Here is a 15,204-nt window from a genome sequence, read left to right as displayed (position 1 = left end):
GCCACCATGGCCCTGCTCGCCACCCCGACACCACCGGAAGGGGTGGCCACCGCCGAACTCATGACGGCATGATCTGAACCGCAGAGCCTCCCGCGGAGCGAGTTACACCACGCAGCGGGACGCGACCACGCGATCGGCTAGGAGTACGTATCAGCAGCTCCTCTCGTTGCTCTTCGTTGTGCGCGACCTTTAGGGGGAACAGTGGACTTCCAGCATCTCGTCGCCGACGGAGAGCTCCTGGAGGAGATGCTCCAGCGGCGGAGCGAACTCGTGCGTCCAGCGGTCGATGGGCTGGAGGCCCTCGAGGGGATGGGCGACGGCGGGAGGCTCGCCGAGGGCCTCGTACGGATGAATGAGGGCGTCTACCCGCCCGGCGAGGACAGCGGGCTGGAGGCCATCGTCCTGCGGTTCACCCGCCCGGTGTTCTTCGTGCGGGGCTCGGACGTCACACCACCCGCCGACTCGGACACCTTCGCCGAGGGGGAATCCGCGGTGATCACCGCCCGGATGGCGGCGGGTCAGGCGGCGCTGAAGGCCGCGGTCCCCAGCGTCGGCCGGGTCGACCTGCGCAACCACCGGTTCGACTGGGTCGGCACCGGCTGGGTCGTCGCGCCCGGTGTGGCCGTCACCAACCGCCACGTTGCGGAGCTGTTCGCCGCGTCCGACGCAGGAAGCTTTCCCTTCCGCCTTACAGGCGACGACCGGCGTGTGAAGGCCAGCCTCGACTGGAGGCGGGAGTATCGCAGCCCCGAGGAGTCCGTCGTCGCGGTGCGTAAGGTGCTGTGGATCAATCCGGACGACGAGGCGGACGTCGCCCTCCTGCAGATCGCCGACGCCGACGAGGACGGCCGTCCCGCGCCCCCGCCCGTCCCCTTGATGACTCAGGCCGAGGTCAACGCCAGCCTCGGATCGTGGGTCGCCGTCGTCGGCTATCCGGCGCAGTCCGCGTACAACGACGCGAGCGACCAGCAGCGGATCTTCGACGGGGTCTACAACGTTAAGCGGGTCGCGCCCGGCACGGTGGCTTCGGTGTCACCGGATGGCCAGTTCACCCACAACGCGACGACGCTCGGTGGCAACTCCGGGTCCGTTGTGATGGACCTGGTCGGCGGGAAGGCCGTCGGCCTGCACTTCGGGGGCTTCGAGGGGGACCGGAACCTGGCGGTGCAAGCGCCCGTCCTTGCTGCGCTGGTCGCCGCGCATAGCTGAGCGGCTGATCATGACCATCTGGGACGAGGGTCCGATCGACTGGACCACTGGGGACGGCCTAAGCGCCGTGCAGCTGTTCGAGCACGCCTACCCCGACCGGGCCTCGGCGAAGGTCGTCGCCGCAGCGGTGGGCCTCGCCTGGCCGGCGACAGCGGACGGCCTCGGCCTCTCCCTCCTCTGGGCGACCCTGCTCGCCGATGCCGCGCGGGACCGTCTACTGCTGCCCCTCGCGGCGGAGTTGCTCACCGACCCGCAGCGGTCCCGCTTCGTGACCCCGATGAAGGGGTTGCTCGGCGCCCGCCTAGGGCTCGCCAACGCGCACTGGGTGGCGCGGCACGGGCTGCCCGAGTCCACCGAGGCCCGGGACGCGCTGCTCGAGACCCTCGACATCGCCGAAGTCGCGGACGTCATCCTCCCTGGTTCCGAAGGCGGGCTGCAGACGATCAACGTGCCGCTCGTGGCGACGCAGGGGATCGACGAGCCGATCCGGGTGCTGCTGGATGCCCGCCGCCGGGTAGCCGCGATCCGGCGGGGTCGCGCGGTCGTCGGCACCGGCTTCCTGGTCGCGCCGGACTGCCTGATGACCGCGGCGCACGTCCTGCACAGCCGAGGGGAGCCCGGACAGTCTGACCTCGGAGGCGTCGACGTCGTGTTCGACTACCACCCCCGGGGAACGACCAGGGCGCAGACCGGCGTGGCGGTCAAGGTGCTGGAAGTGCTCCGATCGAGCCCGCCGAGCCCGCACGAGCTGCCGCCGGTCCAACCGGACTGGGACGCGGCCGATGACCGGCTGGACTACGCGCTACTGCGGCTCGAACGCCGTGTCGGGGACGAGCCGACTCCCGACACCGGCACCCGGGGGTATTACCTGCTGGACGGCGGCGAGCCTGACCTGACCCGGGTGAGCTGGGTGAGCGTTTTCCACTTCCCGCGGGCGGCGCTCATGAGTTGGTCGGTACTCGTCGACGCCATCGCGTTCAACCCGGCGGGGACGAAGACCCGCATGCGGTACCGGACGAATACCGAGCCCGGGTCCTCTGGCGGGCCGATCGTCGACCAGCTCGGTCGCCTGATCGGGATGCACCACTACGGCAACTCGCAACGCAACCAGGCCGTGCCGATCTGGCGCATCGCGAAGGCAGTCGATGACCTCCTCACCGCCCCGACCCTGCCGCTCGCGGCGGTCCCGGCCGTGACCGCCGCGCCGCTGCCGCACCGCACGCTCCAGGTCGGTCCGAGACCCCTGGTGAACCGGGAATCGTTGCGGGACAAGGTCTGGACGGCGATGACCGACGCTCAGGCCGCCCGGTCAATGGTGATCGTCGGAAACACCGACAGCGGCGTCTCGTGGTCGTGCTGGCTGCTGAAGCACATGGCGGCCGAGGCCCACCGTGTTCCTGAATTGCAGACATCGGCCCCCGCGGGCGTCGAGATCATCGAGATCGACCTGCGCAAGAGCAGGACCATGGCACCGTCGAAACGTCGGGCCGCGCTGGTCGACCCCATCATGGCGCGCCTGGCGTCCGCAGACGGGGCCACGGCGCCGATCGGGCAGGTCGCTCGCCAGGTCGTCCACTTCCGAGAGTGGTGCTACCAACGTCTGCTCGCCAGCAAGCGCCAATGGTGGGTGTTCGTCGACAGCATCGACCAGATCACCGAGATCGAGCGGCACGGCGTCGACGAGATCCTCTATGCGCTGGTCGAGCTGGCCGACGACCCGCAGACGACTCTGCGGCTCGTGCTCGCCGGGCAGGAAGCCGACCGGCTGGGACACGAGTCGTTGCGGTGGGCGGTGGTCGACCGCCCGGACGGCCTCTCCCGCGACGAGGTCGGGCGCTGGCTCGACGCGAAGGCCGCGGAGCGGGGCGTCGCGCTCCCACCGCGTTGCCGGACGGCGTTCCTCGCCAAGTGGTTCCCGACGATGACGACCGCTCAGCAGCCGATCGAGCTTTCGCTGGCGCTGCCCGATGCCGTCAGGAACATCTGCGCGTCGGTGGGGCTGGGGGCGGGGACATGAGCCACGCACCGGAGCGTTCCGCACCCGCAGGTCCACCGGCCGAGCCGTCGACCGTGGAGCTGGCCGAGCTGGGCCGACGGGTCGCCGACGTCCGCGAGTCACCCGCCGTCGAGCGCCTCGCGGTGGTGGCCACGTTCGATCCGCTCGAGGCCGTCCCGGCCGACGTCCGACCCGCGGTCGAGCTGCTCAGCGACCAGCTCGCGGACCGTGACGAGCGTCCGGAGTGGATGCTCAAGGAGCGCATCCGGATCGACGTGCTGGTACGGCTCCTGCGCCGGGGCGGCCGGGCCGAGCTGGTCCGGCGGCGGACGGAGACGGAACCGCTGCACAGCGCGCTGCAACGCATGCTGGACGAGGCCGTATACGGCCGTGCGGTGAACCCGGACATACTCGACGAGGATGAGCTGATCGCGGTGCTGCACGTCGGGCGCTGGTGCGCCGTGGCGGGCTCACTCGGCGGGGTACCCGACCTCGCGCCACCGGGTTTCGACCACGAACGGGCCGAGGGACGCCTGGCGCTCATCGAAACGCTGCGCCCCGTTCAGGAGAGCACCGCGGACGGGTGTGTCGGACGGGAGGCGGAGCGGGAACGCCTGCGCAAGCACATCGACGACCCGGGCGGATCCGCGCTCGCCGATCGGCCCGCACTGCTCGTCTACGGCATCGGCGGGGTCGGCAAGTCGACGCTCGTGGCCCAGTTCGTCCTCGACCTCACGGCGCGCGCCGATCCCAGCGCCTGGGCCTACCTCGACCTCGACCGGCCTACCCTGTCGTCGTTCGATCCGCTGGCCCTCGTCGTGGACGTCGCCCGGCAGGTCAGCGCGCAGTTCCCGGCTGCGAAGCGCTATCTCGACCTCACTGGCGCCGAGGGGGCGGAGGCGGCGGGCGGTGGCGGGCTGGAGTCGGAGTACACCGAGAGCTGGCGCGGCGTGATCCCCCCGCTGGCCACGGCCCTCCATACGGTCTGCGAAGGACGGCTCGTGGTGATCGTCGACACCTACGAGGAGCTGCAACGCGAGGAGGAACGCCGCGGGGAGGGGCGGATCGGCGAGCAGGTCTACCGCATGTTCTCCGCACTGTCCGCGGAGATTTCCGAGTTCCGCCTCGTCGTCAGCGGCCGGGCGCCTGCGCTGACCTTCGTCGCCCCTACGCCCGACGACCAGCACCTGCACGTCGAGGCGTTCCATGGTGACGCGGCCGTGAGACTCCTGCGACACCTGTTCGCGTTGGAGCTCTCCCGCCTGCCCGGCCGGCCGTGGGAGCCGATCGCAGAATCGCTGGCGGAGAAGGTAGTGGAGAGCGTGGGCGGCAGCCCCCTGACGCTCAAGCTGGCCGCACGTGTGCTCGCCCTCGACGGCCTGCCCGCCGTGGACGATGCCGCCGCACAGGCCCGGGCGCTGGGAAGGGTCGCGACGGAGTTCGTCAACGGCTTCCTCTACCACCGAATTCTCGGACATCTCGAAGGCGTGCGGCCGCAGGACACCGCGGCCGTCCAGGCGGTGGCAAGGGCGACGCTCGCCCTACGTCGGGTCACGCCCGACCTCCTGCGTGAGGTGATCTTCCCGGTGCTCGGCCGCGGCGACTTGGACGCCGCCGCGATGATGGCCGGGCTGGGTGCGGAGACGGCGCTCGCGGATCGGGAGTCAAACGTTCTGAAGCTGCGCGAAGAGCTGCGCGGGCCCGCTCTGCTCGCCCTTCGCTACATCGATCCCGACCTGATCACGGCGGTGCATCGGCGCGCGGTCCACTACTACGGACGTAGGCCGACCGTGCCCAGCGCCGAGGCCGAGATCGCCTACCACCGCCTGGCGCTCGGCGACGCGGTCGCGCCCGGCGAGCTGGACGTGGCCGCGGTGCGCGCGGCGCAGCCCTCGGTCAACACACTCCCGCCCGAGAGCAGGCAGCTGGTCAACCGGACCGTCGCGGACCACGGCTCGCTCGACGAGGACCTCCGCCGTCAGGCCGCGGAACGCGAGGTGGCGGCGCAGGCGAGACGAGCGCTCGATCGCGGCGACGTCGATGGGGCGGACCGGCTCCTGGCCGGGTTCGGCCCATTCGGACCGACGACGACGCTGCACGTCCTCGTTGCACAGGTCGAGGAGGCGCGCGGGAACCGGGTGGCCGCCGCCGACGCGGCGGGTCGGGACGTCGCGGCGGCGGCCGCGGCCCGAGAGCCTGAGCGGTATGCCGCGGCCGCCGTCCGGCGTGCACTGCTCCTGGAACGGTCGGTCGGCGGTGCGGAGGCCGCCGCGGTGTTGAGCGCCGCGGACGAGGAGACCTGGCTCGCGGGCCATCCGCTCCTCCGCCTGGAGCTGCAGCTCAACCGGCTGGCCACGCTGGAGCGCGCAAGCCTCGATCACGACCGTTGGCTACTCGACCTCGACGCACGGGCCTTGCTCCAGAAAGTCGACCCGGCGGCGGTGCGGTCGCGGACCGGGCTCATCCGGCTGCTCGCGGCCACGCTCGGCCGCGAGGAGCCTTTCATGGTGCTTGACGCGGTCCAGGTGGTCGGCCTCGGCACCGTCACCTACTCGACGCACCTGGTCGGGCTCGCCAGCGCGTTGGCCGCGTGGGACGCCGGCGGGGACCTTCAGGGCCGGATCGCCCAGAGCGTCGGACTGGAGAGCTCGACCCCCACCGAATGGATGCAGGTGATCGGCGGGCCTGCTGCCGAGGTCGCGTCGGTTCTCGGCCAGGCCTTCAGTCTCCGGCCGCCACCGCAGCCTGTGCTGGAGGCGCTGCGCCAGATCTACCTTTGGTGGCGTATCGACCCGCAGGAACGGAGCGACCTACGCGGCGGGCCGTCTGCGCTCCTGGATGGCCCTCTGGATGCGGACAATCCCGCGACTCAGCGCTTCTTGCGCACCCTCGCGGGCGCATACCCGCAATCGCGCAACGTCCTACGGCTCGCCGCGCAGGCCGGGCTGGACGCTGGCTCCTTCGAGGTGAAGCAGAGCCCGGTCCGGCTCGTCCGTAGCGTGCTCACCGAAGCCGATCGGGTCGGCAAGCTGGGCAACCTCGTGAAGCAGGTGCTGGCCGACCCGGAAACGGCGTCCTTCCACGACGAGATCACGGACCTCGTCGGCACCGACTGGTTGAACCGGCACGGCATCTATCCCACGCTCTGACCAGAAGGATGGAACCATGTCGCGGGTGATCGTGGACTGCCACTGCCACAGCCACATCTTCAACGCCGAGGACCTGCCGACCGACGGCTTCATCAAGCGCCAGTCGCCGCTTCCCGCCCTGCTCACCGGCGTGCTGTCGCTCCCGTTGGACCGGCTCAGCGCCTGGGCGGCACCGGGCTCGAAGGAGGCCAGCTCCTCGTCACCATGATCGCGCACGCCGACGGCCTGGAGAGCGTGCCCGGGGACGCGGGGTCGGCGCCCACCGCCACCGGTGAGGAGCTCATCTCCGACACCGAACTCGACCGGCGGCTCGTCGAGATGTGGCCGCTGGGCCGCCGCCCGCCGACGGTGTGCTGGAGTCCGTCGGCCTCGGCGTCGACGAACACATCGCCGAGCGGATTGCCACCAGCACCCCTGAGCAGCGGGCCGAGCTCGACTTGTGGCCACGAGATTGGGGCGGTCCCGCACAACCCGAGCCGAAGCCGGGTTGGGGGACCATGCCTGGAGTGATCGACACCTGGGGGACCATCGCAGAGATACAGCGCCGCGCCTCCGCCCAGACCGGACCTGGCAGAGGGGAAGGGGAATCGATCCTGGCCGAATGGCAGGTCCGTGTCGCCGCACAGACCATCCTTGCGTCGCATATACGACGGCCTAGACAGCCCCAAGGAGGTAGCAGAGCGCAACAGGGCGAAGAGTCCTTCTGGCCACACATGGACATCGACTTGAGCGGGCGGTGCTGTTCGACTTCGACTTCCGTCATTGCACGGCGAGGGACGCCATGTTCCGAGCCTGCCGGTTCTTCGGCGTCGCACGTTTCCTGCACGCCGAGTTCGTCCGCCAGGCGCAGTTCGACGGAGCGGAGTTCTTCGGTGCCGCCTGGTTCGAGGCGGCGAAGTTCGGGAACGATGCCTGGTTCGGGGGCGCCCGCTTTTCGACTATCGCCGACTTCCGCCGGGCCACATTCGAGCGACGGGCCGCTTTCGGGCGCAACAGCTGGTTGGGGGCGGCCGAATTCAGCGGTCGTGTCAACTTCAGCGAGACATCGTTCGACCGGCGGCCCGAGCTGTCCGGAGTGAGGGCAGCGGAGGCAGCTGCTGCGTCGGGGATTCAGCAGTGGCCCGTCGGATGGACCACTGTGACAAACACCGAGGACGCGCAGTGGCTGATCGTCGAGGCCGGAGATAGAAACTGACATCACCTGCAGGGCCGGGGGCGAGGAGAAGGAGTGAGGCGCCGAGATGTCGAGACCGGCATCGTTGGCCGGCTCACCAGTGGAATCTGAGCGACGCCAGCGATCGGCGCAACCGTTGCGGTTCCACCCGGCCCTCGCACAGCGCGTGATACATCGCGCCGTGTCCACGTCGGTGCTCCGCGACCAGGGTCAGATCGACCAGCGACCGCACCGGCCCGTCAGCGCACAGCACCGCGTCGGTCAGCTCGAACAGCGCATCCGCCCGCGTGGTCAACGACGTGTAGAACTCCCGCCGGAACCGGGACAGCTCCCCGAGCGCCGATGCACAGGCTTGATCATGCAGACTCTCCACCGCAGCCCTTGGCTGCACCCATAATCAGTCAGGGGTTGCCGAGCGGCGCGTCTGCAGCACCGAGAGGTTAAAGATCAAGTTAGGACCCGAGTACTGAGAGACCGGTCTATTCGGGAGCCTCCTCGTCGTCTCCCCGAATCGGGCCGAACGCCTCTATCCGAGGATTGGAGAACGGGCCTTTATAGGTGGTGGGCCGCTCCTGTTCGGGCAGTCGATCGGCCGGAATTTTGACCGCGTAGAGCCCGCGATCCGGGTTGATCGGTCGCACGCCAAAATCTGAATCCAGATCCCGCTCCGCGACGGAGAGCTGGGCTGCAGCCTCGGCCAGCGTCGGGGGCGTGGTACCACCATGCACTGTGAGGAGAACGTTCTCGTTGTCAGCCATGGTTCACATCTCGGTGTAGCGGACGAGGTCACACGCCCAAACTCTGGGCTGCGCTGTCGGTGTCGATGATACCGTGACCGTAGTCGCGGTTCCAGCCGGCCTGCCCGGCTGCAGGTCGTGCGGTGGCTTGCAGTTGCGCGAAGAGGCCGGCGGGCGGCACCGCTGTCGGCGAGACCTTGGTGCGGATGGCTGCAACACATCCCGCCGCAACGGGGCAGGCCGCGGATGTCCCGCTGTCTGGCTCGGTGGGGCCGAATGCTTTCGAGCCAAGGAAATGAGTGTACGCGGTGATGTCGGGCTTGTTCTGGAACATGCCGGCGATGGACGGGCCGCGAGAGGAATAGCCGACGCGAACGTCGTTCGTGTCGCACCCGGCCAGGGTCAGTACATCGGGGCTCGCGTTCGCGCCACAGATCGTCCCCGTCGTCCGGCCCTGGCACCGCCCGTCGGCGCACTGGGTGCCGCAGTTGCCGGCGGCGAAGAGGATGTCAGCACCCGAGCGGGCCAGAACGGAGGTCAGCGCCGTGAAGGGGTGGGTCGGATTGTCGATGTAGCGACCGGGATGGCCAGGAGGGAAGTCCCAACTCGGGTGGAAGATCCCCCAGCTGTTGTTGATCACCAGAGCCTTGTAGCGCGGGCCGCCGCCCGGTGCGAACGCAACCGCCCAGAAGCCGAGCAGATGAGCGAAGGCCTGCAGTGCAACGCTGAGGAATCCGCCGGTGACGGCACCCCCCGGAGCGGTGGCACGCAGCACCGGGACGTCCAGGAGCGTCGCCCGGGGCGCCGTGATCAACACGTCGTAGGCGCACATGGTGCCGTGATCCACTGGATTGGCACCCGGCGCAGGACTGCCCGGCGGCCGCCAGGAGTTTCCGGCATCCAGCAACGGCATCTGGCCAATCTGAGTTCTCAGATGGTTGAGGTTGATCCCGGTGTCGACGATCGCGACCGCCACACCGCTTCCGTCCAGGCCTCGACCGTCCAGTGCTGCCGTGTTCAGTTTCCGGGCCACGTCGGTGGCCGTTCCCACCGGTGATGTCCCACCACACGTCAGGAAGGGTGCGATGGCCGGGTCGCCGAACAGCGGTCGCCCGTCGACTTCTTCCGGAATTTCTGCTGGATCGTTCACCTCGACGAACGCCCGAACGGCGAAACGCTCGGACCGATTGGGTTCCAACGATTCTAGTGAGGCTTCTTGGCCCGTGCCGGAACCGATCGGGACGGCGGCGAATGACATGTCCAGGTCCAGGCCGGAGGGCACTTCGGCGTTCGCGAGCGAACTCGGCGGCCGGTCTGGATTCAGGGCGGTGATAGCAGATTCCTGGAGCGGTTCCTGCGAAGGCAGGATCGCGAGGACGGGTACACGCATTGGTTGAAAACCTTTCAGGGGTCGGATTGCGTGACGGACGAGAGACCTGGCCCGACCCGGCAGACGACAGTCGTCTTCCCGAGCCGTGTCGGGCTAGATGTGCGAGATGTGCTGACTGCGGGTAATGGAGCGTTTCACGCCGCACTCGACGTCGAGTCACGATTGGGCCTTGGCGAAGTCGTACCGGATGAACGCAGCACGTCCCCCTCGCCAGGCCGGCCGTCGTTGCGACGTTGTTGACCAGAACCTGCCCGCTGGTCGCCCTATGGACGCACGGTGCGCGGTCCAAGTCCTAGAGTCCGGGCTGCCAGGCCTGTTCGACGTTCACGCCGGAGATGAGCGGGCCGTCGCGGTGCCCGCTGCCGTCCCGCTCATCTCCGTAGCATCGAGCAACACAGTGCCGGCGGATGTTTGCAAGGGCGACCGAGCCGGACTCTGTGGTATCGATCATGTGCTCCCGAGGCCGCAGGGCAGCGGCCCTCAGAGGATCAGGGGAAACACTTGCGCACGATTTGCTCTCCGCCTACGGAGAGGGTCACGCACACCCCCGTCGGAATCCCGAACGGTCCGGTGCGGATGCTGAGGCAGGCCCGAACGGCTGTGCCGTCCGGAAGATCGAAGGGAAGCGGAAGACATGCCCTTCCCAGTCCCAGGGGCAGGTTCACGCACACTCTGTGGTTGCCGGACGTGACGGTGATGCACTGGGCACGGAGTTCCAAACCGGCGCTGCTTGCCGGAGAGATCTCCGTGACAGTCCTCAGGTCTGTCCCTTCGTACGGCTGCCGTGCAGCCTCCAGGGTCTTCGAAACCGCCTCGTCGTCGAAGGAAGCGTACTCAGGCTGAGTCATGGATCGTCCTCTGCTGCTGAAGGTGTGAATGATGGCGCAACTACGGAGTCGCTTTTCGGGCCCCGATCTGCGCAGTCGGTCGAAGTGCCGGCGCACCGGTCAGGCGACGGCGGCTCGATGTGGAGTTCGAACTCCGGGCGTTATTGACCGACCTCAACAGCGTGCAGTCGACCCGTGGCATTTCCCATACGTAGTTCTGCGTACGCGGGCCGGGCGGGACGCAGCCGTGTCGACAATTAGACCTCCGGACTGCGAACTCGAAGATAGTGTGAAGTTCACCGTCTCGCTTGTCGAGAGGTAAGAAGTTCGTCGACGACGCCTGAAAACGCTGGCCCTGAACGCTCCGGCCGACCGTGAACATCCAGGTGCTGCTCACCGGACCGCCCTTCGGCATCTGGGACCGCCCGGTCCGGCAGCCGTGCGGCGTCGGCCGAGACACGGGCTGCACGGGCCACTCGACCAAGACCACCGCACGGGCCCGGAAGTCCGGTCTGCGGACGGTGAGGGTGGCCGCCGAGGAGCACATTGTGGGCCCGACCGGCGAACCGCTCGAGATCGATCCTCTGCGCGGTCCGTGGAGGCCACCGTGACTGCTGCCGCGCCTGACGACAGCGTCACCGCGGCCGCAGCCCGAGCAGCCGGGAAGACCGGACCCCACCGGATGTTGCCCGGCCCGGCGCAGGCTGGCGGTAGCGCGAGCACGACCGCGCGGCACCCGAGCCCGACGGCCGGCGGCACCGTCGATGGTCAGGTGTAGCCCGCCAGAGATGACGTCGATGCCGACGCCGCGTGGTCGCAGCGCCACATCGAGACCGGCGGCGAGTACGGCGGCGGCCAGCGCGTCGAGCGCCTCGGCGCGGGACTCGGAGCGCGCCGGCTTGGTCGATCTTCTGTCGTTCCTTCCGACGCTCGGGCTGTCGATCGACGCCCTGGCACCGAGCCGTGCCGTGCTAGCGCGGCACGGCTTCCCGGCTCGGCTCAACATGGTGGCGGGTTGGCGGCGCGCCGCGGCCGACCGTGAGTTACTACTTCGCCGTGCGCAGGCGTACGTAGTTGTGCGTATCGCCTTCCCATACCGGGAGCGACGAGAATGGTGCCGGTCGTGCTCCTCACCGGGAGCACCGCCGCGACCAGCAAATTGGAGGTGGCGATGGCGCCGTCCTCGACCCTCGCCCTGTCCGCCCTTCCCACGCGTGCTCCGAACGATGCGGAGCCGCCCGCGCGCTTCGCGCTCGTCCTGCGGCCGGAGCAATCCGCACGCGAGGTGGCCGCCGCGGTGCAGACCGAGCTGGCCGAGTTCGACCCGCAGATCGCGCCGATTTCGCCGGCCGATCACGGTGTGCTCGTGCTGGAGTTGCCCACGCGAACGCTCCACCACACCGAGCCGGCGCGGGCGTACGCCGCCGGGTACGCGCTGGCCGAGGACTTCGGGCTGCGCACGGCCGAACCCGACCTGCCGACGCCGTTCTTCCCCGAGGAGGAGGTACCGCAGCCCGGGGAGGCGGTGCCGGAGGAGATCCGGTTCCCGCCGGGGTGCTGGGTGGACGCAGAAAACCTGCCGCCGCGCTGGGCGCTCGACCGGTTGAACGTCCCGGCCGCCTGGGAGTTCTCCATCGCGGAGGGGCGGCCTGCGCGTGGCGCGGGGATCGTGATCGCGCAGCCGGACACCGGCGTCGTCGCGCACACCGAGCTCGACGGCGTGGTGCGGTTCGGCGGCTGGGACGTGCTCGACCGTGACCCGGACCCGACGGACCCGCTCGACGGGCGCAACCCCGGCCACGGCACGGGCACCGCGAGCGTCGTCGTGTCGCCGGAGGCCCGCACGGTGGCGGGTTCCGCGCCGGCGGCGAGTCACATGCCGATCCGGGCGGTCACCAGCGTCATTCAGGTGACCCAGGTGTCGGTGGCCGAGGCGATCGGCCACGCCGTCGACAACGGGGCGCACGTGATCACGATGAGCCTCGGCGGGGTGCCGGCGGACGTCCTGGAACGGGCGGTGCGTCGCGCGGTCGCGGCGGACGTCATCGTCCTCGCCGCGGCGGGCAACTGCGTGCGGACGGTGGTCTGGCCCGCCCGCTACGAGGAGTGCATCGCCGTCGCGGGCACCAACAACGCCGACGGGATGTGGCGCGGCACATGCCGGGGATCCGCGGTGGACATCGCCGCTCCCGCACAGAACGTGCTGAAGGCCGTGGCCTCCAACGGGACCGAGGTCGGACAGGGGCAGGGCACGAGCTTCGCCGTGGCCCTCACCGCCGGCGTGGCCGCGCTGTGGCTCGCGCACCACGGCCGAGCCGATCTCATCGCCGCCGCCCGCGCGCGCGGGGAGACGCTGCAGGACATGTTCCGGCGGCTGCTGCGGGCGACGGCGCGCCGGCCCGCGGGCTGGAACGGCTTCGAGATGGGCGCCGGGATCGCCGACGCCCGGTCGCTGCTCGCCGCCGACCTCGACGCGGGCCGCGACCGCGAGACGGTCCTGCCGCCCGACCCGTTCGAGGAGCCCGGATTCAGCGTGGCCTCCCTGGTCGCCGAGACCGTGAGCCCCGAGGCCGCCGACGACCCCGAGCTGGACTGGGTCCGGTTCGGGCCGGAGCTGGCCACCGCGCTGCTCGAGCGGCAACTGCTGACACGCGGCGACGAAGGCGCGACGACGGAGACGACCGTGGCGGTCGAGGTGAGCGGCGACCTCGCCGGAGCCGTCCGCAACCACCACCTGCGTGATCACCTGCAACTCGACGACGACCTCGACGCCGAGGTGGGGGAGGCCGGGCCGTGACCGACGAGATCGTCCCCGACGCGTACAACCGGCGGTTGCGCGCGCTCGTGGCCGCGCGGACGATCAGCGACCGCGAGGGTGTCGACCTCGAGTCCGTCGACTCCGACGAGGCGCTGAGCCGCGGACCCGGTGCCGGCGACGTCGCCGAGCGGCTGAGGTCGGCGTTGGTGGCCGACGCGCTGCCCGACGACGAGACCGGCGACCCGGGGCAGTACGAGCGAGCCCGCGAGGCGTTGCTGCGGGTGACACGGCGGGCGGCACGCAAGCTCGACGCCGACCCGGACGCCCCGCTGAGCCCGACGGAGACCATGGCCTTCGAGGCCGTGGTGCGGACCGACGGCACGCGCCCGTCCCTGCTCGTCCGCAACGACGAGGTCGACGCTTCGCACCCGACGGCCGGCGACTGGTCGTCGACGCTCAGCTCGACCGCCGACGCCCTCAAGCCGGTGATCGCCGCGGTCGGCCGGGTCGAGCCGGCCAACCCGAGCGGGCGCAACTACTTCGGCACCTGCTGGGTGGTCGACAAGGACGCCGGTCTCGCGCTGACCAACCTGCACGTCGCCGAGGCCGTCTGGCGCCGCCTCGCCTGGAAGGTGAAGCCGACCGCGCACGGGTTCGAGGTGCTCGATGGCGCGTTCGTCGACTTCGTCGCCGAGTCCGGGGCGACCCGGCGGAACCGCTGCAAGATCGTCGAGGTGGTGACCACCGGCGTCGACGGGCCGGGCTACCAGCGGCTCGATGCCGCGGTGCTGCGGCTCGAACCGGTCGACGGCGGCACGATCCCCGACGCCGTGCCGGTGCTGGCCGACACCGACGGCCCGGCCGGGCAGCTCGGCTCGTTCTGCGTGGTGGGCTACCCGGGACCGCCGCGCTGGTCGGGCGGGGTGCACGAGGGCGTCGACTGGACCTGGGTGACCACCACGCTGTTCGGCAACCGCTACGGGGTGAAACGCCTCGCCCCGGGCACCGTGCACCGGCCCGTCGGGTCCTTCGGCGATGCCGACCCGCGCCGGTGGATCGTCGGCCACGACCCCACCACGCTCGGCGGCAACTCCGGCTCGCCCCTGTTGAACTGGCTCGACGGGGCGCCCTACGGCTTCGGTCTGCACTTCGCGGGTGCCTCGGTGGACACCAACATGGCGCACGCCGTCGCCGCGTGCAGGCAGCAGTTGACCGATGTAGGTGTGCCGGTCCAGGACTCCCGCCCTTGACAGCCCTGCAGATCCACCCGTTCCGGGGCGGCATCCCGTTCCCGGTCGACCGGCCGGAGGCGGCGGCACTGCGCGCCGCCCTCGAACGGGACGTCACCGATCCCCACCGGATCGACCTCCTCGCGCGGCAGGCGTACGGGAACCTGCCTGCGTTGAACATGTTCTGGACACCCGCGCAGCTGTGGGGGCAGGCGCTGGGCGACCTCTCCCGCGCCGACAAGCTCATCGAGTTCTGCGAGATCCTCGTGGCGCAGCAGGGTCTGGTGGCCGTGGCGCGGGCGGCGCGGGCGATGCTCGACGCTCGGTCCACCGTGGAGCGCAGGATGGCGGGTGAGCGGCTCGTGGTCGACCGGGAGGCGTTCGTCGCCGGGACGAGCTGGGCGTCGCGCCACTCGCCGGGGGGCCTTGCGATCGCGGGTCGAACCATGGAAGCGGTGTAGCTCCACCGCGTCGGCTCGTCGCCGAGACGGGCCGGATCCTCGCCATGCACTACGGCGCCCGCCGACCTCGCTCCGGCCGAGGTGATGGCCCGGCTCACCCGCGAGCTGGCGCCGCCCGCCAGCGGTCAGCATCCCACGACACGCCGAAACCGCCGTTGCAGTACTAGTACTCCAGCCGCAGTTCGTGATCGACAGTGGTCTATCCTCTCGATCTTGTGTTCGTGGAGGAGGATCTTGCTGCGTGGTCGGCCGGGTTGGACGGGTTGTTCGCGCA

11 protein-coding genes are annotated in these 15,204 nt (G+C 70.1%); 8 read left to right on the top strand and 3 right to left on the bottom strand.

Annotated elements, in window-relative coordinates:
* The first annotated feature begins 201 nt into the window (after positions 1-201).
* From RM445_RS30990 to RM445_RS30970, 5 genes are all read left to right on the top strand, one after another.
* Positions 202-1,209: a trypsin-like serine peptidase gene (locus tag RM445_RS30990; protein ID WP_311560427.1), complete on the top strand. Its 1,008-nt coding sequence runs from the start codon at positions 202-204 to the stop codon at positions 1,207-1,209.
* 10 nt (positions 1,210-1,219) lie between these two features.
* Positions 1,220-3,226: a trypsin-like serine peptidase gene (locus tag RM445_RS30985; RefSeq protein ID WP_311560426.1), complete on the top strand. Its 2,007-nt coding sequence runs from the start codon at positions 1,220-1,222 to the stop codon at positions 3,224-3,226.
* The gene (locus RM445_RS30980; protein ID WP_311560425.1) at positions 3,223-6,354 is read left to right on the top strand and encodes an AAA family ATPase; all 3,132 of its coding nucleotides are present in this window, start codon (positions 3,223-3,225) and stop codon (positions 6,352-6,354) included. Before RM445_RS30985 ends, RM445_RS30980 begins: the two co-directional genes overlap by 4 nt.
* 16 nt (positions 6,355-6,370) lie before the next feature.
* Positions 6,371-6,562: a hypothetical protein gene (locus RM445_RS30975; protein WP_311560424.1), complete on the top strand. Its 192-nt coding sequence runs from the start codon at positions 6,371-6,373 to the stop codon at positions 6,560-6,562.
* 528 nt (positions 6,563-7,090) lie between these two features.
* A complete protein-coding gene (locus tag RM445_RS30970; protein ID WP_311560423.1) occupies positions 7,091-7,549 on the top strand; it encodes a pentapeptide repeat-containing protein in 459 nt (152 codons plus the stop codon).
* Positions 7,550-7,622: 73 nt separating this feature from the next.
* Here RM445_RS30970 and RM445_RS30965 read toward each other — a convergent pair whose 3' ends face one another.
* From RM445_RS30965 to RM445_RS30955, 3 genes are all read right to left on the bottom strand, one after another.
* Positions 7,623-7,901 carry a transposase gene (locus tag RM445_RS30965; protein WP_311560422.1) on the bottom strand — a complete coding sequence of 93 codons (279 nt, stop codon included), beginning with the start codon at positions 7,899-7,901 and terminating at the stop codon, positions 7,623-7,625.
* A gap of 106 nt (positions 7,902-8,007) precedes the next feature.
* The gene (locus RM445_RS30960) at positions 8,008-8,286 is read right to left on the bottom strand and encodes a hypothetical protein (protein WP_311560421.1); all 279 of its coding nucleotides are present in this window, start codon (positions 8,284-8,286) and stop codon (positions 8,008-8,010) included.
* 28 nt (positions 8,287-8,314) lie between these two features.
* Positions 8,315-9,655: a S8/S53 family peptidase gene (locus RM445_RS30955; protein WP_311560420.1), complete on the bottom strand. Its 1,341-nt coding sequence runs from the start codon at positions 9,653-9,655 to the stop codon at positions 8,315-8,317.
* 1,950 nt (positions 9,656-11,605) lie between these two features.
* On the opposite strand from RM445_RS30955, the gene RM445_RS30950 reads away from it, so the two are divergent.
* The 3 genes from RM445_RS30950 to RM445_RS30940 are packed head-to-tail and all read left to right on the top strand — an operon-like array spanning position 11,606 to position 14,930.
* On the top strand, positions 11,606-13,279 hold the full coding sequence (locus RM445_RS30950) for a S8 family peptidase (RefSeq protein WP_311560419.1): 1,674 nt from the start codon (positions 11,606-11,608) through the stop codon (positions 13,277-13,279).
* On the top strand, positions 13,276-14,490 hold the full coding sequence (locus RM445_RS30945; protein ID WP_311560418.1) for a trypsin-like serine peptidase: 1,215 nt from the start codon (positions 13,276-13,278) through the stop codon (positions 14,488-14,490). Before RM445_RS30950 ends, RM445_RS30945 begins: the two co-directional genes overlap by 4 nt.
* Positions 14,487-14,930 (top strand): hypothetical protein, encoded by a 444-nt coding sequence (locus tag RM445_RS30940; protein ID WP_311560417.1) that lies wholly within the window; start codon positions 14,487-14,489, stop codon positions 14,928-14,930. Before RM445_RS30945 ends, RM445_RS30940 begins: the two co-directional genes overlap by 4 nt.
* Positions 14,931-15,204: the final 274 nt, after the last annotated feature.

The organism is Pseudonocardia charpentierae, from assembly GCF_031845345.1.
Classification (GTDB): Bacteria; Actinomycetota; Actinomycetes; order Mycobacteriales; family Pseudonocardiaceae; genus Pseudonocardia; species Pseudonocardia charpentierae.
The sequence above is the reverse complement of the archived record's forward strand: the minus strand, read 5'-3'. Positions and strand labels throughout refer to the sequence as shown.